A 24,096-nucleotide genomic window follows, 5' to 3' on the forward strand; every position below is an offset into this window, starting at 1 on the left:
ATCATCACGGCAAAGCAGGCGGCGCGTACGCCGCCTGGCTTCAGCCCACCGAGCCTTCCAGGCTCACCGCGATCAGCTTCTGCGCCTCTACCGCGAACTCCATCGGGAGCTGCTGAAGCACCTCCTTGACGAAGCCGTTGACGATCAGCGCCACGGCTTCCTCGGACGAGAGGCCGCGCTGCTGGCAGTAGAACATCTGGTCTTCGGCGATCTTGGACGTGGTCGCCTCGTGCTCGAACACCGCCGTGGCCGTGTTGGCCTCGATATACGGCACCGTGTGCGCGCCGCACTGGTCGCCGATCAGCAGGCTGTCGCAGTTCGTGAAGTTGCGGGCGTTCTTCGCCTTGCGATGCGCCGAGATCACGCCGCGATAGGTGTTCTGCGAACGCCCGGCCGCGATGCCCTTGGAGATGATTTTCGAGGTCGTGTTGCGGCCGAGATGGATCATCTTGGTGCCGGAATCGACCTGCTGCATGCCGTTCGAGATGGCGATCGAGTAGAACTCGCCCACCGACTCGTCACCGCGCAGGATGCAGCTCGGATACTTCCAGGTGATCGCGGAGCCGGTCTCCACCTGCGTCCACGAGATCTTCGCGCGGTCGCCACGGCAATCGCCGCGCTTGGTCACGAAGTTGTAGATGCCGCCCTTGCCGTTCGCATCGCCGGGATACCAGTTCTGGACGGTGGAGTACTTGATCTCCGCATCGTCCAGCGCGATCAGCTCGACGACAGCCGCATGCAGCTGGTTCTCATCGCGCATTGGTGCCGTGCAGCCTTCGAGATAGCTCACATAGGAGCCCTTGTCGGCGATGATCAGCGTGCGCTCGAACTGCCCCGTGTTCCGCTCATTGATGCGGAAATAGGTGGACAGCTCCATCGGGCAGCGGACGCCCGGCGGGATGTAGACGAACGAGCCGTCGGAGAAGACGGCCGAGTTCAGCGTGGCGAAGAAGTTGTCCGTCACCGGCACGACGGAGCCAAGATACTTCTTGATCAGCTCCGGATGCTCGTGGACCGCCTCGGAGATGGGCATGAAAAGCACGCCGGCCTTGGCCAGTTCAGCCTTGAAGGTGGTGGCTACCGACACCGAGTCGAACACGGCGTCCACCGCGACGCGGCGCTCGCCCTCGCCTTCCGGACGCTCGACGCCAAGCAGGATCTCCTGCTCGCGGAGCGGGATGCCCAGCTTCTCATAGGTGCGGAGCAGTTCCGGATCGACCTCGTCCAGGCTCTTCGGCCCGGGCGTGTTTTTCGGCTGCGAATAGTAATAGAGCTCCTCATAGGGGATCGGCGGATACTCCACCTTTGCCCAGTTCGGCTCCTGCATGGTGCGCCAGCGCTTATAGGCGTCGAGACGCCATTCGAGCAGCCATTCCGGCTCGCTCTTCTTGGCCGAGATGTAGCGGACAGTGTCTTCGGACAGACCCTGCGGAGCGCGTTCGCTCTCGATGTCCGTCACAAAACCATACTTGTACTGATCGACGTCGATCAGACGAACCTGGTCGATCGTCTCCTGGACGGCCGGCATGAACTTCTCCTTCCACAGCGGTTTCAAGGACCGCGCGTTGGGGTTCCATATAGGTGCTGCGCGGGAAGATTCCCACGCTGCGTACGCATCAAGCAGCCAGACCTCGTCCGGCTGTGTGAATTCTCTGCTTCGTCGTGGCGAGCGCGGCGAGGAAACCGTCCACATCGGCTTCCCGCGTGGTCCAGCCTAGGCTGGCGCGCAGCATGCACTTTGCCATGTCGGGTTGCACGCCCATGGCGTCAAGGACGGACGAGGCCTTTACTGTGCCGGACGAACACGCCGAGCCGGAAGAGACCGAGACGCCTGCCAGATCAAGAGCCATCAGAGCGGTCTGGGCGTTCATGCCCGGCAGGGCAAAGCACACCGTGTTCGGCAAGCGCGCCGCGCCCGCGCCGAACACCGATGCTGCGCCGTCTAGCGACCGCAATCCGGCTTCGAGACGATCGCGCAGTGCGGTGATGCGGGCGGTTTCCTCAGTGAGAGACTGAAGCGCCGCCTGCGCCGCCGCAGCAAAGCCTGCGATCCCCGGCCCGTTCTCGGTGCCTGCGCGCAGACCCTTCTCCTGGCCGCCACCGCGCACCAGCGCATCGGGAATGTGGATGGAATCGCGGGCACGTACCAGCGCGCCAATGCCGGCAGGTCCGCCGAGCTTGTGGGCCGAAAGCGCCACCATGTCGGCGCCGATCTCGTTTATGTCGAGCGGCACGCGCCCAGCCGCCTGCACCGCGTCGCAGACGAGCAGGCCACCGGCCGCATGAACCCGTTCGGCGGCTTCGCGCAGCGGCTGGATGACGCCCGTCTCATTGTTGGCGAACTGCAGTGCGAGCAACGGGCGCGACCCAGTATCAGCAGCCAGGGCCGCATCCAGCGCATCGAGATCCAGCACGCCCTCGCGGCTCACCGGCAGCACCGTCACGGCATCTGCCGGGAAACGATGCCCGCGCAGCACGCAGGGATGCTCCGTCGCGGAGACAAGGAGATGCCAGGGCCGCGCGTCGGTGCCGTGATGTAGAGTGGGCGTCAGCGCAAGGTTCAGCGCCTCTGTGGCGCCGCTCGTGAACGTGACGTTCTTCGCTGCCCCGCCGACAAGCCCGGCGACAACGGAACGAGCTTCCTCCAGCGACGCGCGGGCGCGGCGGCCCTCGGCGTGGACCGAAGACGGGTTTCCGCCTCTCAACAAGGCCTGCCCCACCGCGCGTGCCGCTTCGGGCCGCACCGGCATGGTGGCGTTGTGATCAAGATAGATGCGTTCTTGTAACATCCGCCGTCACACGCAACGGAAAGCTTGCACCGCTGCCGCTGCGCCATGATATAAGCAGCCGGTTGCCGCCATGCGTGCAGCCGACCTTTAGAATAATTCCACCACTTCAGCCAGGTCAGCGTCCGAGTCAAGCGCGTTGCCGCGCCCGGGCCTTCCTGAAGCGAGAGATCACCTACGATGCCCGAAGTCATTTTCAACGGTCCGGCCGGACGGCTCGAGGGCCGTTATCACCCGTCAAAGACCAAGAACGCGCCCATCGGCATCGTCCTTCATCCGCACCCGCAGTTCGGCGGCACGATGAACAATCCCATCGTGTACCAGCTCTATTACATGTTCGTGGAGCGCGGCTTCTCGGTGCTGCGGTTCAACTTCCGCGGCGTCGGGCGCAGCCAGGGCATCTATCACGGCCAGGACGAACTCTCGGACGCGGCTTCGGCCCTCGACTGGGCGCAGTCCATCAATCCTGACGCACGCGGCTGCTGGGTGGCCGGCGTCTCCTTCGGTGCCTGGATCGGCATGCAGCTCCTGATGCGCCGTCCGGAGGTTGAGGGCTTCATCTCGGTCGCCCCACCCGCCGGCAAGTTCGACTTCACCTTCCTCGCGCCCTGCCCGTCCTCCGGCCTCATCGTCCACGGCGATGTCGACCGCGTGGCGCAGATGAAGGACGTGCAGGCGCTCGTCGACAAGCTGAAGACGCAGAAGGGCATCGTCATCGACCAGGACGTGATCCCGGGCGCCAACCACTTCTTCGACGGCAAGACCGAAGAGCTGCTGGACAGCTGCAAGGGCTATCTGGACCGCCGCCTGAAGGGCGCAAGCGCCGCCTGACGGCGGGACTGCGATGTTCGCTGCACTCGCGGTCGTCCTGCCGATCTTCGCACTGATCCTCGCCGGTGCCGCGTGCCGGCGCGCCGGTATCTTCGGCGCGACGGCCACGACCGAGCTGAACCGCTTCGTGGTCTGGCTCGGCCTGCCCTCCCTGATGTTCCACATCACGGCCAATGCCGGATGGCAGGAACTCTACCGGCCGGGTTTTACGGCCGTTTTCGGCATCTCCTGCTTCACGATGTTCGGGCTCGCACTGCTTGTGGCTGTGCGGCAGCGCGGTCTCGCGGATGGCGCGGTCGAGGGCCTGATCGCGGGATATCCCAACACTGGCTATCTTGGTTTCCCGCTGGCTCTCGCCGTCCTAGGGCCGGCCAGTTCGACGGGCGTGACGATCGCGTCCATCCTTACAGCCTGCGTGATGTTCGGCGTCGCCATCGTTCTTCTTGAGATCGGAATCCAGGAGGAGCGCCGTCTCGGGCCGCTGCTCTTCAAGGTGTCGCTGTCTCTTCTGAAGAACCCTCTGGTCGTCTCGCCGGTCCTTGGCGTGCTGTGGGCGGCTACCGGCATTCCGCTGCCCCACAGTGCGGATTCAGCCCTGCTCCTGCTGGGTGGCGCGGCCAGCCCGTGCGCTCTGGTGGCTCTGGGCACGTTCCTGGCGGACAAGCGCCCGCCCGCACCCGGCCAGCGCCCGACCGAGCTCTTTCTTGCGATGGCCAAACTGCTGCTGCAGCCGGGCATCGCTTACGTGCTCGCGCACTTCGTCTTCAACTTGCCGAAGTTCGAAGCCGATCTTGCCGTGCTGATGGCCGCGCTGCCGACCGGCACCGGGCCGTTCATGCTGGCCGAATATTACGGTCGCGACGCCGCGATCACGGCAAAGGTCATCCTGGCGACGACCCTCTGCTCCGTCATCACCATCACCATCTTTCTGACGCTGTCAGGCTACGGCGGCCTTCCGGGGTAGATCCGGGCCGGGGCTCGCAAGCACGCCGCCGGTCTGGGGACGCGGAACGCCTGTCGTCCCGGGAAAGCTCAGCGGCAGGCCGCGCAGGCTGCGCACCGCGAGGAAGGCAAAGGCCTGCGCCTCGATATGGTCGACCGACCAGCCGATCTCGGCTCCGGTCTCCACCCGCGCTGGCGCCAGCCTCTCGCGCAGCATCCGGATCAGGGTCGCATTATGCGCGCCACCGCCGCAGACGATCCAGCTGTCCGGCGTTTTCGGCAGATAAGGCACGACGCTCGCAACACCGGCCGCCGTGAAGGCCGACATGGTCGCTGCGCCGTCTTCCAGCGCGATGGTCTGCCAGGGCGCCACATCCGCGGCGAAGGCGCGGAACTCGTTGCGGTCCAGGGATTTCGGCGGGCCCATGCGGAAGAACTCATGGCTCATCAGCCGCGCCAGCACGGCCTCGTCCACGCGCCCGGCGGCCGCTGCCGCGCCGTTTTCGTCACATACCTGTCCGGTACGCGCCAGCATGAAGTCGTCCAGCAAGGCATTGGCCGGGCCGACATCGCACGCCAGAAGTTCGTCCCCTGTGCCGTCGAGATAGGTGATGTTGGCCACGCCGCCGAGATTGAGCACGACCACGGGTCCGCTTCGGCCAAGCGCGCGCACCAGAGCGCGGTGGAACACCGGCACCAGCGGCGCGCCCTGCCCTCCGGCCTCCATGTCCGACTGCCGCAGATCGTGAATGACGGGAATGCCGGCGGCACTGGCAAGCGCGGCCCCATCGCCAAGCTGAAGGGTCAGCCCCAGTTGCGGGCGGTGCACCACGGTCTGCCCGTGGAAGCCGACGACATCGGGCCGCGCCGGCAGATCACCTTCGAGGAAGCGCAGCAGGGCATCCCGGTTCAGCCGCGTAACGGCCTCTTCCGCCGCAGCGAGCCGTCCCGGACGCGCAGCACGGTCCGTCAGGTCGCGGGCATCGTCCATGGCGCCGAAGATCAGAGGGCGGTCCGCCCCCTCTTGGTCGTAGGGGTAGCTGGCCACGGGGCCGAAGCTCTGCACAGTCTCGCCATCGGTCTCGATCATGGCGATGTCGATGCCGTCGAGCGAGGTGCCGCTCATCATGCCAATGGCCCACATACGGGCTTTCCCCTCACGCGCCGCCACCGTGTCATCAGGCCACAAACCTGATACACGGTCGCACCTCCGTCATCGACACAAAGCCCCAGGATCATGGAAGCTTACGAATCGTCTTTTCTGAAGCTGCTCTCAGAGCGCGGCTGCATCAACCAGATTTCCGACCCCAAGGGTCTCGACGAACTGGCGCAGAAGGGACCGATCACGGCCTATATCGGCTTCGACATGACGGGCCCGAGCCTGCATGTCGGCCATATGATGGGCATCATGATGCTGCGGCGACTGCAGCAGGCCGGTCACAAGCCCATTGTCCTGATGGGCGGCGGTACCACCAAGGTGGGCGACCCCAGCGGCAAGGACGATGCACGTCCGGTGCTGACCGACGAGATCATCGCCCACAACATGGCTTCGATCCGGCGCGTGTTCGACCGGTTCCTGACCTTCGGTGACGGTCCGACGGACGCCATCATGGTCAACAATGCCGATTGGCTGGAAGAGCTCGCCTACATCCCGTTCCTGCGTGATGTCGGCCGGCATTTCTCGGTCAACCGCATGCTGACCTTCGACTCGGTGAAGTTGAGGCTGGAGCGTGACCAGCCGCTAAGCTTCCTCGAATTCAACTACATGATCCTGCAGGCCTACGACTTCGCCGAGCTGTCGAAGCGCTATGGCTGCCGCCTGCAGATGGGCGGCTCCGATCAGTGGGGCAACATCGTCAACGGCATCGATCTTGGCCGCCGCATCGCCGGTGCGGAGCTGTTCGGTCTCACCTGTCCGCTGCTCACCACGGCCTCCGGCGCCAAGATGGGGAAGACCGCCTCGGGCGCGGTCTGGCTCAACGCCGACATGCTCACGCCTTGGGACTTCTGGCAGTACTGGCGCAACACGGAAGACGAGGATGTCGGCCGCTTCCTGCGCCTGTTCACGGATCTTCCGATCGCGGAAATCGAACGGCTGGAAGCCCTGTGCGGAGCCGACATCAACGAAGCGAAGAAGGTGCTCGCGAATGAAGTGACCGCCTTGGTCCACGGCCGCGAGGCAGCGGACGCTGCGGCGGAGACGGCACGGCGCACCTTCGAGGAAGGCGCGCTGGCCGACGATCTGCCGAGCGTGTCCGTCCCGGCCGCCGAGCTGTCCTCCGGAATGGGCGTGCTTGGCGCCTTCGTCACGGCGGGCCTTGTCGCATCGAACGGTGAGGCACGGCGTCAGGTGAAGGGCGGCGGCCTGAAGGTCAACGATGCGACCGTTACGGACGAGCGCGCCGTTCTGACCGACGCCAACCTGCAAGACGGCGTGATCAAGCTGTCGCTCGGCCGCAAGAAGCACATCCTCCTGCGCCCCGAGGCCTGAGCGGGAGCGGTCAACCCGGCGGGTTCGCCCGCTGGGGATTGCCGTCGTCGCGGAACTCGAACAGCTTGCGCAGGAAGCCGGGCGCGACCGCCGAAAGCGGGTTCACCTTCATGCGCGGCTGCGACCACTTTCCGTCGACCTCGAAGGTTATGCCGAGCAGGCCCTCCTTGGAGCCGCCGCCGAGGATGGCGCCGATCACGGGCAGTTTTCCGAACAGGTTGTTGATGGCGTAGGCCGGCAGGAACGTTCCCCGGATGCCTACGTCATTGGCTGCGTAGTTGATCTCGCCAGTGAGCGTCGCGCCAAGTTCGTTTCCGTAGACAAGGCATTCGTCGATCAGGATGCGGCCTTCCGTGGCCCGGAACTTGGCATCCATCTTGGTGAAGGTCATGCCGCCATTGTTCTGGGGACGGCTTCCCCGCGCGATGGTGGCAAGCTGCTGGTCGCCGACCTGGAACCCCTGCAGTCCCAGCCGCGCATGGCTGACATCGCCGGGCACCACCTCAAGCGTCATGGTGCCGCCCTGCACCCGTCCGTAGACATCCAGGAAGCGCAGGGCCGCCCCGGCATCAGCCGCCCGCACGCTGATGATGCGGCGCTTTTCTCCGGAGGTGCGTGCCTCCACGCCGCCATTCCCCAGCCTGGCCGCCAGCGACAGGGTGCGGATATCGGCGCCACGGCGCACAACCTTCAGGTCGAGGCCGCTCAGGATCTGGCCATTGTGCCCGGTCACGGTGCCGAGCTTGGCTTCCACGTCCATGTCGAGCGAGTCCTTGCCGGCCGAGCCGGAGAACGCTTCCTTGAGCGCGCTGCGCGCGTCGAACGAACTGCCCTGAAGCGACACCTTGTAGCCATTGCCGGCCCGGGTGACCTTCAGCCGCGTATCGTCCCCTTCCGAGGCATGGAAGGTGCCGAGATCGGCCGAGACGAGCCCGGACGGCCCAAGCTCCAGCACACCGCGCGCATCAATGCTGCCGCCCTGCGCCTGGAAGTCCCGAAGCCGCCAGCCTTTCTCCAGAACGTCGACCGTGAATTTCAGCCGGCCGGCTTCTCCCGCAGATTTGGTCATGCCGATCGGGCCCTGGACACGCGCCCCGCTGAGGTCCGCCTCGAGAACTGCGTTCTGGATCTCGCCGGCCTTGGGCATGGTCAGTCGCGCAGAGACCGGCCCCACGAGCGTCCATTTCTCGGCCGCGAAATCCTTGATCTTCGAGGGATCGAGAGAGAAGGCCACGCTCGTCTGCCCGAACTCTCCGGGACCGCTGCGGGCAATCATCGCTTCGAGCGCCGTAGGGGCACCGCCGATCCGCGCCTGCCCCCGGACCGTCAGTGCCGAACCGTCGAGCGCGATATGGAAGTTTCCGTCCTGAATATCCTTGCCGCCGACCGCCCTCGGCAGCGAGACGTCCTTCACATCGGCATCGACGCTGATCGCCATCTTGGCCATTTCCGTCTCGCGGCCGATAAGCCCTTTCAGGGAGACGGTGCCGGCTGCGGTGCCCTGCCCCTTGAGCGCACCAGCCGCTCCGGGTGCCAAACGAGCAAGGGAAGGCGTCGCCATCAGGGAAGAAACCGCCTCGATGGGGCCGGCGAGCTTCACTGCGATCTCGCCGGGGAAATTGGCGGGCCTGTGGTCCGGCGCCGTGAAGCGCGTCCCGGCAATTGAGAGTGTCCGACCCTCTGCGAAATCCACCTGCCCCGTGTCCATCACAAGATCCAGCTCGCGATCGCCCATGACGATGCGGCCGGCGATGCCCGCTGCTGGAGGGGCATCGGCGAGATAGGACAACACGCCTTCGGAAAACCTGGCGTCGAGCCGAAGCGAACGGTCCGCACTTGGACCGACGCTCAACGGCCCCTTCACGGCGATCGTCATCTCGTCCACCACGGCGCGGCGGACGTTCTTCGAAAGATATGTGCGGGTGTTGGGAGCGATGGGTTCCGGCCAGACGCGCAGCAGCGCGGCAAGAGGTCCGCGCGAGCTGGCGATGGCAAGGTCGCCTTGCGGAACAGCGCCCGAGAAATCGAACTGCCCCTGTGCGACGACGGAAAGGGCCCGCCCGCGCAGGCCGACGGTCTGGAGGTCGAGATGACGTCGCTTGATGCCCGCCTTACCGGCCAGTTCGATCCGGTCGAAGCGCAACGCCTGTGCCGCCGCGTCGAGGCCGGGGATGGCGAGCTCCGTTCCGCCAAAGGAGAACTCCCACTCCTCCCCCGCCGCGTCAATCGGCTTGGCCTGCCCGCCCAGTGCGACCCGGGTGGTGCCGGTGGCCACATCGGCCTTCAGCAGTCGCAATTGCCGCTCGGCTCCGTTCCATTCAACCTCCACCCGGCCACGCTCGACCGTCGTCGCGGCCTCGCGCTTCACGGGCGAGATCATCTGGAAGCCCAGCACGTCGAGGCGTGCGCCCGCCGTCTGGATCGCACCTTCGGGGGCAACCTGCGCGTAGAGGTGCCCGGAAAGGCTGCCGGCGAAGTCGGCCGGCGTGGCTCCATTCAAAGCCTCTTCGATAAGGCGGCCGAGCGGCAGGTTCTCGAATCCGAGGTCGAAGTTCCGGCTGTCGCCCTCATGCCCAGTCAGGGTTGCAGTCGCCGACCAACGATTTCCGGCCTCCACGGACGATGCGCTTGCAATGAGACCACCGTCCTTCTCCCGGCGCGTGATGCGGACATCGACATTGCGCAGGCTCTCGGTCCGGCCCTTGCGCCGGTCGTCGATGACGATGTCCGCGGCACTTACCTCGGCAGACGAGAAGCGCGCGAATGGACCGCCTGAGCCGATGACAGCATCGGCGGCTGTCAGCATCTGCAGGATGTCGAGGGTCGAGGCCTGGGACGTAGCCGTGGATGGCATACCGAACAGGGGCAGGCCACCGTCCGATGACGCGAGGTTTACCGACCCGTTTTCCTCCACGCGCAACGTCAGGCGTGGCTGGACAAGCTTGATGCGTCGCAGCGGAAAATTGCCCGTGCCTGCGAGCAGCGCCTTATCCACGGCCATGGATGCGCTCGGCACGGAGAAGACGCGGTTGCCGCCTGCATCCAGAATCGAGAGATCATCGAGGCGGAGGTCCAGGCCCTCGCCGGTGATGTCCGTGCGGCTACGGCCGATCTGGACGCGATAGCCGGGCCCGAGGCGCGCCTCCAATGCCTTGACGATCTGCGGCGTCACCAGAATGGAGGCGACGGGCGTGAAGAGCACCACGGCGACGAGCGCGACCACGCACAGGACAGCGGCGGCGGCGCCGATCGCCAGCTTGCGCCTACGCGAAAGGCCCTGCCCCGGCAACAAGGGATGTCGAACGCCACGCCGGTCGAACGCGCAGTCCTTTAATCTCCTCGCGTGAACCGGCCGCTGCTCCGTCATTCCTCCCCGCATCTTGATGGGCCCGCCTGGCAGGTACTAAGCAGCACGCTTGCCGCAGCCTCAGCAGATGAGGCCCATAGGCTTCAGGAATAAGACGAAAGGACGGCACATGACAAAGCTCGCCATCGGTTCTCCCGCGCCTGATTTCAACTTACCGGGAGACAGCGGCCGCGCGGTGCGCCTTTCCGAGCTGAAAGGCCGCAAAGTGGTGCTCTACTTTTATCCCAAGGACGACACCAGCGGCTGCACTCAGGAAGCCATCGCCTTCAACGGTGCGCGCGAGGCCTTCGCCGCGGCCGGCACTGAAGTGGTCGGCATGTCGCCCGATTCGCCGAAGAGCCATGACAAGTTCCGCGCCAAGTACGACCTCGCCTTCCCGCTTGCCTCAGACGAGTCAAAGGAGGTTCTGGAAAGCTACGGGGTCTGGGTGGAGAAGAGCATGTATGGCCGCAAATATATGGGGGTCGAACGCACCACGATCCTCGTGGACGCGGACGGCAACATCGCGCAGGTCTGGCCGAAGGTGAAAGTCCCCGGCCATGTGGACGAGGTGTTGGCGGCCGCGCAGGCGCTCTGATCACGGGCTGTTAACCATGCTGGTGTTCTATGGCGGAAGCTCTGGGCGATCCGGGATCCGCCATGCACCTCAGGTCAACCCTTCCCTTCGCCGCGCTGCGGCAGCCGGTCCGTCTCGATGTCTCCGGCGGAACGATCCTGCTCGCAGTCGTCGTCGCGCTCCTTCTTTTCGGATGGTGCGCGGCGACCACCACCTACGCCTTGTTCCACGACCGGGCTTTGGACGCGATCGCCGAGCGGCATCTCTCCCGTCAGCAAGCCTCGCGATCGGAGATCCTGCGGCTTCGCGCTGAGCTGGAGAGGACCGGCAGTCTCCACCTCATCGAGCGGACGGGTTTCGCCGAACGCCTGGCCGAGCTTGAACGGCGTCAGGAAGCGCTCGAGAGCCGGGAAGAGGCGATCGCGGTTCCCGGTGCACCGCAGCGCGACGGTGCCGTAAATCTGTTGCCGCCCGCAGAGGACGGCAAGCCACAAAGCCTCACAGCACGGCTGGACGCCGCCTCGATCAGGGCCGACCTCTTGACCACGCAGCAGGAGCGCAAGGTCGCCGACGCCGTGGCCGCGACGCAACGCGAGGCTGCCGCCCTTCGCCTCGCATACAGCCGCGCAGGCGTCGTTCCCATCTCCAAAGCACCCGTCGAAGCAGGACTGGGCGGCCCCTTCATCGCCATGTCGGCACGCGATGCTTCCACGGGCGATGCCGCGCAGCTGATGAAAGCTCAGGCTGAACGGGATCGTCTGCGGGCCGGCCTCGACGCCATCCCGGTCAGGCACCCTGCCCCAGGATCGCCGGTCAGCAGCGGCTTCGGTGGACGCTCGGACCCGTTCCTCGGGGAGCCGGCCTTTCATTCGGGAGTGGACTTCCGCCAGCCCACCGGCGCCGGCGTGTCTGCGACAGCGGACGGCACCGTCGTCACCGCGGGCTGGAGCGGCGGATACGGGCAGCTGGTCGAGATCCGCCATGCGAGCGGCTTCTCCACCCGCTACGGGCATCTTGCGACCGTGCTTGTCCAGGAAGGGCAGCGCGTAAGCCAGGGAGAGATCATCGGCCGCGTAGGCTCGACCGGCCGCTCCACGGGCGCCCACCTGCACTACGAGGTGCGGCGTGACGGGCAGGCTGTGAACCCTGCCCGTTACCTCAGCGCAGCGGCTGCTCTCGAGAACTGAGCCTCGGGCTCAGTCCACATCGTCCACATTCGCGGGCCCACCACCGTAGACGCGCTGCGCCAGGGCCGCTTCCATATAAGGATCCAGCGCCCCGTCCAGCACGTCTCCGGGGCTGGTGGAGGTCACGCCGGTGCGCAGGTCCTTCACCATCTGGTAGGGCTGCAGCACGTAGGAGCGGATCTGGTGGCCCCAGCCGATATCCGTCCGCGCGGCCTGCTCCGCCGCCGCCGCTTCCTCGCGCTTCTTCAACTCGCGCTCGTACAGCTTGGCGCGCAGCATGTTCCACGCCGTGGCGCGGTTCTTGTGCTGCGAGCGGTCGCCTTCGCTGACGACGGCGATGCCCGTCGGCAGATGGGTCAGGCGCACGGCCGATTCCGTCTTGTTGACGTGCTGGCCGCCGGCGCCGCCCGAACGCATCGTGTCGACCCGCACCTGGCTCTCGTCGATGTCGATCTGGATGCGGTCGTCGATGACCGGATAGACGTCGATTGAGGCAAAGCTGGTCTGCCGACGCGCCGCCGAATCGAAAGGCGAGATGCGCACCAGACGGTGCACGCCGCTTTCGGTCTTCAGCCAGCCATAGGCGTTCTTGCCCTTGACCTGCATGGTCGCGGACTTGATGCCCGCGCCTTCGCCCGACTGGTAATCGACGAGATCGACCTTGTAGCCGCGCCGTTCCGCCCAGCGCGTGTACATGCGCAGCAGCATCTCGGCCCAGTCCTGGCTTTCGGTGCCGCCCGCGCCGGGGTGGATGTCGACATAGGTGTCGTTCTCATCCGCCTCACCCGAGAGCAGCGTCTCTATCTGCTGGCGCGCGGCCTCGTCGCGAAGGCCGCGGATGACGGCGTCCGCTTCATCGATGACGCTCTCGTCGCCCTCGGCCTCGCCGAGTTCGATCAACTCGATGCTGTCCGCCAGTTCGCGGTCGAACCGCAGGATGGCGTCGATGCGTGATTCGAGGTCGGTCCGCTCGCGCATCAGCTTCTGCGCGCGGTCGGCGTCGTCCCACAGCGTGGGATCTTCGGAAAGGGCGTTGAGCTCTCTTAGACGGGAATTTGCCTGATCCCAGTCAAAGATGCCTCCTCAGCAGCCCGACTGACTGCTTGAGTTCTTCTACGAGGTTAGCCGTCTCGGCGCGCATTATGGTGCTCTTCGAGGGGTTGGGGAAAGTTGGCGGAACCTAGGGAGCGCGGGCTGATCTGTAAACCGCCTGTCATGCTCGCGAGCGGCTCATCAGCGTGAAAAAACCGATGCCGGCGAGAACAAGCGTGCTGCCGGCCACATCGATGACCGTCAGGCTGTCACCCAGCACAAGCACCGCCAGTGCAAGTGTGGCCACCGGGCTGATGGTGGCGATCGTCGCATTGGCCTGCGCCGAGATGCGCGACAGCGCGGCGTTCATGAAGAACGACGGCAGGACGGTCGCAGCGATGGCCAGCAGCAGCCCGAGCCACAGGACCCGTTCCGAAACGGGTTCTATCGGATGCAGGAGCAGGTATTGCAGGATTGCGGCGACGCAGGCCGCGCTCATCGCGATGCAGGTGAACAGCCGCGCACCCATGCCGGCAATCATGCGATGGGCAAGCAACTGGTAGAGCGCGTAGGCGACGGCTGCCACCATCACCCACGCCACGCCCACCAAAGCTGCGGTCCCGATCTCCGCGAAATCCTGCACGAAGATCACCGCGAGCCCGCAATAGCTGATGCCGAAGGCCATCAGGGCGCGAACGCGCACGCGCTGCCCGAAGAACATCGCGCCCAGCAGAACCACGAACAATGGATAGGTGAACAGGATCAGCCGTTCAAAGCCGGCCGAGATGTAGAGCAGGCCCTTGAAGTCGGCATAGCTGGAGAACCAATAGCCCAGCAGCCCAATCAGGACAGCGCTCGCCACGGCACGCCGGTCACCGAGTACATGGCGGCTGCGGACAGGATCACTCCTGACACCGAGCAGGCCGATCACAAGGTAGAACGGCAGCGACATCACCATGCGGAGCGCGAGCAGCGTCTCCGGATCGACACCTTCGGCATAAGCCAGCTTGATGAAGATGCTCTTGGTGGAGAACAGGAACGCGCCCGTGGCCGCCAAGCCGTAGCCGACCCAGAGGCTCCGGGTCGCTGGCACTGCCTTGCCGGCCATCGATGTTCCCTTAGTAGAGCCCGCCAGTGCCCGTGCGAACCGAACGCCCCGCAGCTTCGGGGGTGACGTTCACCGCCTGCCCTTCATAGCTCTCACCGCCTATGACGGTATAGTTGTCGGGCGGAGCCGTGCCCGGCTTGAACGCTTCGAGGATGACCCTCTGGTCGCCCGGCCCTGCACGCATGCCCGTTGCCGGGTTGATGCGCACGAGCTTGATGCCGGCCGGCACGCGGAACGGCACCGCAGGCTTGTCGGCCAGCGCCATCTTCATGAACTCGGCCGCGACCGGCGCCGCCAGTCCGCCACCCGTCGCACTCTTCCCCATGCCGCGCGGCTTGTCGTAGCCAAGATAGACGCCGACGACGAGGTCCGGCGAAAATCCAACGAACCATGCATCCTTGTAGTCATTGGTGGTGCCGGTCTTGCCGGCCACCGGCTTGCCGACCTCGCGCAGTGCCGTGCCCGTGCCACGAAGCACCGCTCCCTCCATGATGGAGGTCATCTGATAGGCGGTCAGCGGATCGAGGATCTGCTCGCGATGATCCGCAAGGGTCGGCGGCTGCTGGTTGCGCCAGTCCGTTGCGCGACAGCCCTGGCACTCCCGCTCATCATGGCGATAGACGGTGCGGCCGTAGCGGTCCTGAATCCGGTCGATCAGAGACGGCGTCACCTTCTTCCCGCCATTCGCGAACACCGAATAGCTGGAAACCATGCGCAGCAGCGTGGTCTCGCCGGCACCCAGCGCCATGGATAGGAAGGGCGGCAGGTCGTCATACGCGCCGAAGCGACGGGCATATTCCGTGATGATCGGCATGCCCATGTCCTGCGCCAGACGGACGGTCATGACGTTGCGGGACTTCTCGATGCCGTAGCGCAGGGTCGAGGGGCCATTGAAGTCGTTGCCGTAATTCTCCGGCTTCCAGTCCTCCTGCCCGCTGCCCTGCGCGATCTCGATGGGAGCGTCGAGGACCAGCGACGACGGCGTGTAGCCGTTCTCCAGCGCGGCGGCGTAGATCAGCGGCTTGAAGGAAGAACCCGGCTGGCGCAGCGCCTGCGTGCCGCGGTTGAACTCGCTTTGTGCGTAGGAGAAGCCGCCCACCAGCGCCAGGACGCGGCCCGTGAAAGGGTCCATGACCGCCATGGCGCCGGAGATTTCCGGAGGCTGCCGCAGGCGGTACTGTCCGGCCTCGCCGCTCTTGGTCTTCAGCGGCTCGACATAGACGACATCGCCCGGCTGCACCGGACCCTTGAGGTTGGCGGGCTTCTCGACGCCGCTTGCCCAGCGGGCCCATTTCAGGCCTTCCGTCGGGATCGTGCCGGTCTCGCGGTCGGGCTTCACGGCGCCCGATCCCTCGCGTCCGGGCTGAAGACCGATGGCCACCTGATTGCCCTGCACGCCGATAACCACGGCCAGCTGCCACGACACGTCGTTCAGGGCGGGAACTTCCGCCAAGGCAGGTCCCCAGTCGGCGCCCAGCTCGATGTGCTTGACCGGACCACGCCAGCCGCGGGCCTCGTCGAACTTCACGAGACCGTCCGTCAACGCCTTCTTGGCCAGTTCCTGAAGCTGCGGCTCAAGCGCGGTGCGAACCGAAAGCCCGCCTTCATAGAGCCCCTTCGCACCGTACTTCTCATACAGGACGCGACGGACCTCCTCCGAATAGTACGGAGCGGTGTAGTTGTGCGGTGCGCCGGCCCGCGCGATCACGCCCAGCGGCGAATCCTTGGCCTTCTGGGCATCCTCGGGCTTGACGTAACCGTTCTCGACCATGCGATCGATGACCCAGTTGCGGCGCTCGATCGCACGGTCCGTCTGGCGAAAGGGATTGTAGTTGTTCGGAGCCTTCGGCAGCGCAGCCAGATAGGCAACCTCGGCAATGTTCAGTTCGTGGACCGACTTGTCGAAATAGTTCAGGGCCGCAGCCGCGATGCCGTAATTGCCGAGGCCGAGATAGATCTCGTTCACATAGAGTTCGAGGATCTTGTCCTTGGAGAAGGTCTGCTCGATCCGCATGGAGAGCAGCGCCTCCTTGATCTTGCGGGTCATCGAAAGTTCGTTGGTCAGCAGGAAGTTCTTGGCCACCTGCTGCGTGATCGTCGATGCGCCCTGCGGCCGGCGGTCCGTGCCGAAATGCTCCACGAAAGCCAGGGCCGCGCGAGCAATGCCGGTAAAGTCGATGCCGCTGTGCTGATAGAAGTTCTTGTCCTCAGCCGAGATGAACGCGCTGAGCACGAGTTGCGGCACGGCCTGGATCGGGAGGAACAGACGCCGCTGATTGGCGTATTCCCCGATCATGCTGCCATCGGAGGCATGCAGGCGGGTGATCACCGGCGGCTCGTAGTTCTGAAGCGCGGTGTGGTTGGGCAGGTCGCGGCCCGTCTGCCACACGAAGATTGCCACGCCGGCAGCCGCGACCACGCCGAGAATCGCAGCGGTGGCAAAGACAAAGCCGAAGAACCGGATCAGCAAGCGCATCGGTCAGCAGAACTCCAGGGTCAACGTCTCAGGCTGGCGGCACACCGCCTGCGGCCGAATGGGGCTTGGCGGTCTTTTGTGTGTTTTGTGGGGCGCGACGGCGAGTGGCGCTAGTTCACCCCACCTTCGGATTCGCTCCCCTGCCGTGCGCCGAAGAACGCATCGACAGCTTCCGTCATCGAGGTCGCGGCCCGCTCCCGCCAGCTTCGCGAGGTCAAGAGCTTAAGATCATCGCGACTGGACATATAGCCCAGCTCCAGCAGCACCGACGGCACGTCGGAAGACTTCAACACCATGAACCCGGCCGACCGCAATGGATTCTTGTTCATGGTGATGCTGGATTTGATCGAACCGTGGAGGGTCTGCGCGAAGCGGGATGAAAATACCTTGGTTTCGCGATGCGCGAGGTCGATCAGGATGCTGGCCACCTCGTCGGGCTCGTCCGCAAGATCGACGCCGGCGATGATGTCCGCGCGGTTTTCCTTTTCGGCCAATTTCTCGGCTTCGCGGTCACTTGCCTTGTCGGACAGGGTGTAGATCGTGGCTCCGCGCACGTCCTCAGCCGTGCTCGACATCGAATCCGCGTGCACCGAGATGAACAGGTTGGCCTGGTTGTCGCGGGCGATCTTCACGCGCTTCTTCAGGGGGACGAAGCTGTCGTTGTCGCGGGTCATCACCACGCGGTAGCGGCCGGTGGCCAGCAATCGGTCGCGCAAGGCGCGGGAGAACTGCAGCACGACATCCTTTTCGAGATCGCCCGATCTGCTGCGCGCTCCGGAATCGATGCCGCCATGGCCGGGATCGATCGTGATCAGGGGCTTGTGCTCCGCCCCTTCCGCCTTGGGCTCCTCTGCGGCGCTCTCCTCTTCCTGCAGCTTGGGACCTTCCCGCAAGGTCTGCATGAAGGCCACTTCCGAGGTGGGCGCCAAGTCTATGGAGATGCGGGCACTGCCGTCCTCGTCGATGAGCAACTGGGGCTGTTCGGCGCTCAGCGGCTTGTCGGAATCGATCACCACACGGGAACGCCCGGGTGCTATCAGCCCGTACCGATAGGCTGCGACCAGAGGCCCGGCCGAAGGTTCCGGCAGGTCGGGAGCGAACACGACGTCGGGGAGGTCGAGCACCACGCGATAGGGGTCGGCGAGAGTGAACACGCGCGCCTGCGCCGGCCCATCCAGTTCGAGCACCAGCCTGGTCCGCTGTGCATCGCCCTCCAGCCGTGTGGCGGTGACTACCGCCGGCTGCGCCGCCCGGGCCATTGGAGCGATGACGCATCCCGCCATGATCAGGAACAGAACGGCCAAACGTGCCAGCACAACATCCGATCCCCTGTTCGAGCGGTGTTTAGCGAAAGCCGCCGCTTCCGTGAACGCTTTTTCTTCCACGGCCGCCAACTCCCATTTCTGCGACCGTTGCCTCACGGCCACAGGCGACTTGTCAAAAGACGCCATTTCTGTATGAAGGAACGTGGCCCGTTTGAGGCAGCGCACGCTGCCCTGGCGTGATCCGGCGCCTCCAGGCTTCAAGCCAGGGGCGCTGCGTCGGGAAGACAATGGCGTTCATCGCCGCCGCGCACGCGTTTTTTGAGGCGCGGACATGGTCATCCGACGCTCGCGCGCCGAGCCTCAAGACGCTGCATCCTGCAGCGGATAGATGACCGGAGCCGATGGCAAACATGGCGTGCGTTTTTGAGATTCTCGACGCACACGCCGCTGCCCCGGCTGCATTAACCCACGACATCAATCTTCGCGCCACCGGCGCCGGCCGCTCACAGGGTGCCTTGCGCCTTGCCTGCGAGCGCCGCGCAGGACATCGCGCCAAACTGAAGGTTTCCCATGGCCAACAAAATGCTCATCGACGCAGCCCACCCGGAAGAGACACGGGTCGTGGTGGTGCGCGGCAGCCGCATTGAAGAGTTCGACTTCGAAAGCGCCAACCGTAAGCAACTTCGCGGGAACATCTATCTCGCCAAAGTTATCCGCGTGGAGCCGTCTCTTCAGGCAGCCTTCGTGGAATATGGCGGAAACCGCCATGGCTTCCTCGCCTTCAGCGAAATTCATCCGGACTATTACCAGATCCCCCTCGCCGATCGTCAGGCCCTGATCGACGAAGAGGAGCGCGATCGGGATCGCGACAACGGCGATGAAGCGGAAGCCAGCAGCAGCGAAGAGCGCCCCCGCGAGCGTCGGGGACGCGGCCGCGACCGCAGCCGCGCAAAGGGTGCCCGCCCTGACGAGTCGGTCAGCGAAGAGGCGTCGGCTGAGGACGTAGCCGCGGCATCTGGTGAATCCAGCCAGGAGCCGACCGGCGAAACGGAATTCACTGAGACCGGCACCGCCGACCAGCCGCAGCTGGAAGCCGAAAGCGAGCGGCCTGACGAGGAGCCCGCGTCCGAGGACCGGGTCAGCGAAACCCGCTCCGACGACAACGGCCAGGAGAACACCCCCTCCGACGAGGGCAGCGCCGAGATCGTTGAAGTCGGCGACGACACCAAGGAAGAGATCGAATCGCTCGGCGGTGACGACGAAGCGCTGGAAGAGGTGCCCGAGCGCCGCCAGCCGCGCCGCGCCCGCCAGTACAAGATCCAGGAAGTCATCAAGCGCCGACAGGTCCTGCTCGTGCAGGCCGTGAAGGAAGAGCGCGGCAACAAGGGCGCCGCCCTCACCACCTATCTGTCGCTCGCGGGCCGCTACTCGGTCCTGATGCCGAACACCGCACGCGGCGGCGGCATCTCCCGCAAGGTCACCAACGCGTCCGACCGCAAGAAGATGAAGGAGATCGCCGGCGATCTCGACGTGCCGGAAGGCATGGGCGTTATCCTCCGCACGGCCGGTGCGAACCGCACCAAGGCCGAGGTGAAGCGGGACTTCGAATACCTGCTCCGCCTCTGGGAGACCGTGCGCGAGAGGACGCTTGAGTCCACGGCGCCGTCGCTGGTGCACGAGGAAGGTTCGCTCGTGAAGCGCGCCATCCGCGACCTCTACAATCGTGACATCGACGAGGTCCAGGTCGCGGGCGAAACCGCCTTCCGCGAGGCCAAGGACTTCATGCGCATGCTCATGCCGAGCCATGCCAAGAACGTGAAGCTCTATCGCGACGTGGTGCCGATCTTCACCAAGTCCGGCGTCGAAGCGCAGCTGGACGCGATGTTCTCATCCACGGTGACGCTGAAGTCCGGCGGCTATCTCGTCATCAATCAGACGGAAGCCCTTGTCGCTATCGACGTGAACTCGGGCCGCTCGACGCGCGAGCAGAACATCGAGGACACCGCCGTCCGCACCAATCTGGAAGCGGCCGAGGAAGTGGCCCGCCAGCTTCGCCTGCGCGACCTTGCCGGTCTCATCGTGGTCGATTTCATCGACATGGAGGAGAACCGCAACAATCGCGCCGTCGAGAAGAAGCTCAAGGACTGCCTGAAGAACGACCGCGCACGCATCCAGGTCGGCCGCATCTCCCATTTCGGCCTGATGGAGATGTCGCGCCAGCGCATCCGCACGGGCGTGCTGGAAAGCTCGAGCGAGGTCTGCTCGGTCTGCGGCGGCAATGGCCGCGTTCGCTCGGTTCCCTCCGTCGCGCTCCACGTGCTGCGCATGATCGAGGACAACCTGCTGCGGAATCAGGGCTTCAACCAGGTCGTCCGCACGGCATCGGTGGTGGCGCTGTACATCTTCAACCAGAAGCGGGCCCATCTCCACGACATCGAGACGCGCTTCGGCATTCAGGTGGAATTCGTCGCCGACGATCATCTGGCCGTGCACGAGCATTGCGTGATCCAGCGTGGCGAGCCCGCCCTGAACCCGGTCCCGGTCCTGCTTCCGCCGCCTCCGGTCGACGACATCGAGGACGATGTCGAGGAGATCGAGGACGAAGAGGCCGATGCCGTCGAGGTCAAGGAGCCGGCATCCTCCGGAGACCGCGCGCCTCGTGAACGCGAAGCCGACAGCTCGGCTGAAGGCAAGAATGGCCGTCGCCGTCGCCGTCGCCGCCGTCGTGGCCGCGGTGGAGACGATCGCGGTGACGACCAGCAGGGTGCCGACGCCGCGCAGGGTGACGAAGGTCCCGACGACGCCACCGAAGTGGCCGGCGACGAAGGCAGCGCTGCTGAAGCCATGCCTGTGATCGAAGGCGGCGAAGAAAGCTCGACCGCTGCGGGCACGGTGGCCGATGCCGCCGAAGCTGGCGAAGCTCCGAAGTCACGCCGCCGTGGCCGCCGTGGCGGACGCCGCAGCCGTGGCTCCGATGCCGGCGAGAGCAGCGATGCGACGGAAGCCTCTGACGACAACGTCGAGGCCAGTGCCCCAAGCGAAGACGCCGCCGAGGCTGACGCAGCGGCTCAGCCAGTTGCCGAGGAACAGGCGGTAGCTGCGGAACCCGCTGCCGAGCCGCAGCCGGAAGCCCAATCCGCTGAGCCGGAGGAAGCCCCTGCCGAGGCACCAGCCGCTCCGGAAGAAGCCGCCCCGGCGGAACCCGCAGCCCCCGCACCGGCAGCTGAGGAACCCGAGTCCGCAGCAAAGCGGCGCCCGGCCCCGGAATCCACATCGCCCGATCCGGAGCAGCCCCGCCGCTCCGGCTGGTGGAACCGCCTTCGCGGTTAAAGCCGAACACAAAAGCCCCCGGTCTCCGGGGGCTTTTTTCTTAGGTGCTGCGCGTGCCGTTTCGCCACAGCGCGATCCGACGCACCGCTTCCGCGATATCCGCCTCGCTCCCCGCATAGGAGAAGCGGAGGAAGCGGCTTCCCCGGGCGTGGTCGAAGTCCATTCCAGGCGTGGCGGCAACGCCTGCCTCGTCCAGCATAGCCCTCGCGAACGCAGCGCTGTCGTTCGTCAGGTGACCAATATCGGCGTAGAGGTAGAACGCACCATCCGGCGGAAGAAAGCTGTCGAGGCCGGCTCGTGGAAGTTCGCGCAGCAGGAGATCACGGTTGCGCGCATAGCCTTGATGCACCACCGCCAATTCCTCATGCGCGTCCATGGCAACGGTCGCGGCAACTTGTGACAAGGTCGGTGCCGAGATGAAGAGGTTCTGCGCCAGCCGCTCCACGGGTCGCAGCAGCGTTTCGGGCAGCACCATCCAGCCCACGCGCCATCCCGTCATGCACCAGTACTTGGAGAAGCTGTTGATGATGACGGCATCATCATCGAATCGCAGCGCGCTTGTCGCCGCCATGCCATAGGTGAGGCCGTGATAGATCTCATCGGAGATAAGGCGAATGCCCAGGTTCCGGCACGTCGTGGCGATGTCTTGCAGCGCCGTGGCATCGATCATCGTGCCGCTGGGATTGGCGGGGCTCATGATCAGCAAGCCCTCGAGCGGACGTTCCGCATGAGCCCGAGCAATCGCCTTGCCGTCGAGCGCCCAGCGCTGCGCGGCCCCCACCTCGATCTCGACGGGCTCCAGCCCCAGGGCCTGCAGGATGGTGCGGTACGGCGGATAGCCCGGCGACGCAATGGCGACCCGCTGGCCGGGATCGAACATTGCGAGGAACGCCAGCACGAAGCCGCTGGACGAGCCGGTGGTGACCGCGATCCGCTCGGCTGCGATCTCGAGGCCATGCACGTCGCGGTAGTGCCGGGCAATGCGGGCGCGCAGTTCCGGCAGGCCGAGCGCCTCGGTGTAGCCGATCCGGCCGCTGGCAAGGCGCGCCATGGCGGCATCGATGGCGGGCTTGGGCGCGCCATGGCCCGGCTCCCCGATCTCCATGTGAACGACGTCGCGGCCGGAGGCTTCGAGACGGCGCGCGGAGGACATGACGTCCATGGCGATGAAGGGCGCAATCTCCGCCCGGCGCGCGTGCAGCATGCCTCGTGCGCGTCGTTCCCGGTCCGTCATGCGTCGCGCGCCCCTTTTGCGCCATTCTTCTGGTGCATCGCCCGCCCTATGCCGCGCCCTGCCCGTCCCCGCAACCCCGACAGCCCGTCACCGCTGGCACGCCTGCGCACCCGCGCCGTCGCCTTGCTGGTGGCCGTGTCCATTCTGGCGGTGCAAGTTCCCGTGCCTGCGCAAGCTCAGGACAGTGGCAAGCTTTCCCCGGTCCGCGATGCGGAGATCGAGGAACTGATGCGGGACTACGCGACGCCGCTGATGAAGGCCGCGAACGTTGATCCCACGGCGGTCCAGATCGTCCTTATCCGCGACATGTCTTTCAACGCCTTCGTTGCGGGCGGCCGGCGCATCTTCATCAATCTCGGCGCCATCGTCGAAAGCAAGACGCCGAACCAACTGATCGGCGTGCTCGCGCATGAGATCGGCCACATCGCCGGTGGGCATCTCAGCGCCATGAGGCAGAAGCTGGAGCAGGCACAGTCCCGCGCCGTTATCGCCATGCTGCTGGGCGCGGCAGCGGTGGCCGCGGGTGCGGCCGCCGGCGCCAGCGGCAGCAACATCGCCGGAGCCGCGCAAGCCGCCGCGACAGGGCCCAGCGAGATCATCAAGCGCGACCTGCTCTCCTATGTCCGCAGCCAGGAACAGGCCGCCGATCAGGCCGGCGTGTCTTACCTGACCAAGACCGGCCAGTCCGCCAAAGGCATGCTGGAGGTGTTCCGCGGCTTTGCCGACAAGAGCATGTTCACGGCGCGCTTCATGGACCCCTATGCCATGACCCACCCGATGCCGGCGGAACGCATCGCCTTGCTGGAGCGCATCGCCACGTCGGCTCCGAACTACAATGCTGTCGACGCGCCTGCCTTGCAGCGCCGGCACGACATGGCCCGCGCCAAGATCATCGGCTTCATGCGTCCGGCCCCCACCGTCGAGCGCGCCTATCCGCGATCGGACACAAGCTTCCCGGCCCGCTACGCACGCGCCGTCACCGCCTACCGGTTCGGCAACGTGGACGATGCGCAGAAGCAGATCGACGCCCTTATCGCGGAACAGCCCGGTAGCCCCTGGTTCTGGGAATTGAAGGGACAGGCGCTTCTGGAAGCAGGCCGTGCCCGGCAGGCCGTTGCGCCCTTGCGCAAGGCTGTTTCGCTGAAGCCGAATTCAGGCTTGCTCCACATCATGCTCGGCCAGTCCCTGGTCGACACCGGCGACGCTGCGCAGCTCGACGCGGCCATCGCGGAACTGCGCCAGGGCCTCGGGCGTGAAGAAGCCTCGGCATCCGCCTATCGCAGCCTGGCACAGGCCTATGGCCGCAAGGGTCAGACCGCAGACGCGGACCTTGCCTCCGCGCAGGCTGCCTTCCACAGCGGCGACATCACGCTCGCGAAATCGCTCGCCGCGCGCGCCAAGAGCCGCTTCTCCACGGGAGCACCCGGCTGGTTGCGCGCCGACGACATCGTCAATTACCGTCCACCCAAGCTTTGAGCGGGCTCACAGCTC

16 protein-coding genes are annotated in these 24,096 nt (G+C 65.6%); 7 read left to right on the forward strand and 9 right to left on the reverse strand.

The features are described from left to right. Window positions 1–40: 40 nt before the first annotated feature. Both sufB and SCD90_RS04960 read right to left on the reverse strand, forming a co-directional pair. Complete coding sequence (sufB, locus tag SCD90_RS04955) at window positions 41–1,528, reverse strand: Fe-S cluster assembly protein SufB (RefSeq protein WP_319843525.1); 1,488 nt, start codon at window positions 1,526–1,528, stop codon at window positions 41–43. Between the two features lie 88 nt (window positions 1,529–1,616). Then, complete coding sequence (locus SCD90_RS04960) at window positions 1,617–2,789, reverse strand: cysteine desulfurase family protein (protein ID WP_319843526.1); 1,173 nt, start codon at window positions 2,787–2,789, stop codon at window positions 1,617–1,619. A 177-nt stretch (window positions 2,790–2,966) separates the two neighbouring features. Between SCD90_RS04960 and SCD90_RS04965 the strand changes: the two genes are divergently transcribed. Both SCD90_RS04965 and SCD90_RS04970 read left to right on the forward strand, forming a co-directional pair. After that, window positions 2,967–3,617: an alpha/beta hydrolase gene (locus SCD90_RS04965; protein ID WP_319843527.1), complete on the forward strand. Its 651-nt coding sequence runs from the start codon at window positions 2,967–2,969 to the stop codon at window positions 3,615–3,617. 13 nt (window positions 3,618–3,630) lie between these two features. After that, a complete protein-coding gene (locus SCD90_RS04970; protein ID WP_319843528.1) occupies window positions 3,631–4,581 on the forward strand; it encodes an AEC family transporter in 951 nt (316 codons plus the stop codon). Here SCD90_RS04970 and SCD90_RS04975 read toward each other — a convergent pair. Further along, complete coding sequence (locus tag SCD90_RS04975; RefSeq protein ID WP_319843529.1) at window positions 4,555–5,703, reverse strand: anhydro-N-acetylmuramic acid kinase; 1,149 nt, start codon at window positions 5,701–5,703, stop codon at window positions 4,555–4,557. The genes SCD90_RS04970 and SCD90_RS04975 overlap by 27 nt on opposite strands. Window positions 5,704–5,796: 93 nt before the next feature. Between SCD90_RS04975 and tyrS the strand changes: the two genes are divergently transcribed. Further along, entirely contained in the window at window positions 5,797–7,050 is a 1,254-nt protein-coding gene (gene tyrS, locus SCD90_RS04980; protein WP_319843530.1) for a tyrosine--tRNA ligase, read from the forward strand. Window positions 7,051–7,060: 10 nt separating this feature from the next. Here tyrS and SCD90_RS04985 read toward each other — a convergent pair whose 3' ends face one another. Then, window positions 7,061–10,339, reverse strand: coding sequence for a YhdP family protein (locus SCD90_RS04985; protein ID WP_319843531.1), 3,279 nt, complete (start codon window positions 10,337–10,339; stop codon window positions 7,061–7,063). 187 nt (window positions 10,340–10,526) lie between these two features. Between SCD90_RS04985 and SCD90_RS04990 the strand changes: the two genes are divergently transcribed. After that, entirely contained in the window at window positions 10,527–10,994 is a 468-nt protein-coding gene (locus tag SCD90_RS04990; RefSeq protein ID WP_319843532.1) for a peroxiredoxin, read from the forward strand. Between the two features lie 62 nt (window positions 10,995–11,056). Then, a complete protein-coding gene (locus tag SCD90_RS04995; RefSeq protein ID WP_319843533.1) occupies window positions 11,057–12,160 on the forward strand; it encodes a M23 family metallopeptidase in 1,104 nt (367 codons plus the stop codon). Window positions 12,161–12,169: 9 nt separating this feature from the next. Here SCD90_RS04995 and prfB read toward each other — a convergent pair. From prfB to SCD90_RS05015, 4 genes are all read right to left on the reverse strand, one after another. Continuing rightward, window positions 12,170–13,301 (reverse strand): peptide chain release factor 2 gene (gene prfB / locus SCD90_RS05000; protein ID WP_319843534.1). Its coding sequence is split into 2 segments (ribosomal slippage): window positions 12,170–13,231 and window positions 13,233–13,301, totalling 1,131 coding nucleotides; the frame shifts between segments, so codons are not numbered across the junction. 72 nt (window positions 13,302–13,373) lie between these two features. Continuing rightward, complete coding sequence (locus tag SCD90_RS05005) at window positions 13,374–14,300, reverse strand: DMT family transporter (protein WP_319843535.1); 927 nt, start codon at window positions 14,298–14,300, stop codon at window positions 13,374–13,376. Between the two features lie 10 nt (window positions 14,301–14,310). Next, a complete protein-coding gene (locus tag SCD90_RS05010; protein WP_319843536.1) occupies window positions 14,311–16,776 on the reverse strand; it encodes a penicillin-binding protein 1A in 2,466 nt (821 codons plus the stop codon). Between the two features lie 110 nt (window positions 16,777–16,886). Then, on the reverse strand, window positions 16,887–18,092 hold the full coding sequence (locus SCD90_RS05015) for an N-acetylmuramoyl-L-alanine amidase (RefSeq protein WP_319843537.1): 1,206 nt from the start codon (window positions 18,090–18,092) through the stop codon (window positions 16,887–16,889). Window positions 18,093–18,611: 519 nt separating this feature from the next. On the opposite strand from SCD90_RS05015, the gene SCD90_RS05020 reads away from it, so the two are divergent. Then, window positions 18,612–21,371, forward strand: a complete 2,760-nt coding sequence (locus SCD90_RS05020) for an Rne/Rng family ribonuclease (RefSeq protein ID WP_319843538.1) — start codon at window positions 18,612–18,614, stop codon at window positions 21,369–21,371. Between the two features lie 40 nt (window positions 21,372–21,411). Here SCD90_RS05020 and SCD90_RS05025 read toward each other — a convergent pair whose 3' ends face one another. Further along, complete coding sequence (locus tag SCD90_RS05025; protein WP_319843539.1) at window positions 21,412–22,605, reverse strand: pyridoxal phosphate-dependent aminotransferase; 1,194 nt, start codon at window positions 22,603–22,605, stop codon at window positions 21,412–21,414. A 48-nt stretch (window positions 22,606–22,653) separates the two neighbouring features. Here SCD90_RS05025 and SCD90_RS05030 point away from each other — a divergent pair, with 48 nt between their 5' ends. Then, complete coding sequence (locus SCD90_RS05030; RefSeq protein WP_319843540.1) at window positions 22,654–24,081, forward strand: M48 family metalloprotease; 1,428 nt, start codon at window positions 22,654–22,656, stop codon at window positions 24,079–24,081. The last annotated feature ends 15 nt before the right edge of the window (window positions 24,082–24,096 follow it).

The organism is Terrihabitans rhizophilus, assembly GCF_033898525.1.
In the GTDB taxonomy this organism is placed as follows: domain Bacteria; phylum Pseudomonadota; class Alphaproteobacteria; order Rhizobiales; family Methylopilaceae; genus Flaviflagellibacter; species Flaviflagellibacter rhizophilus.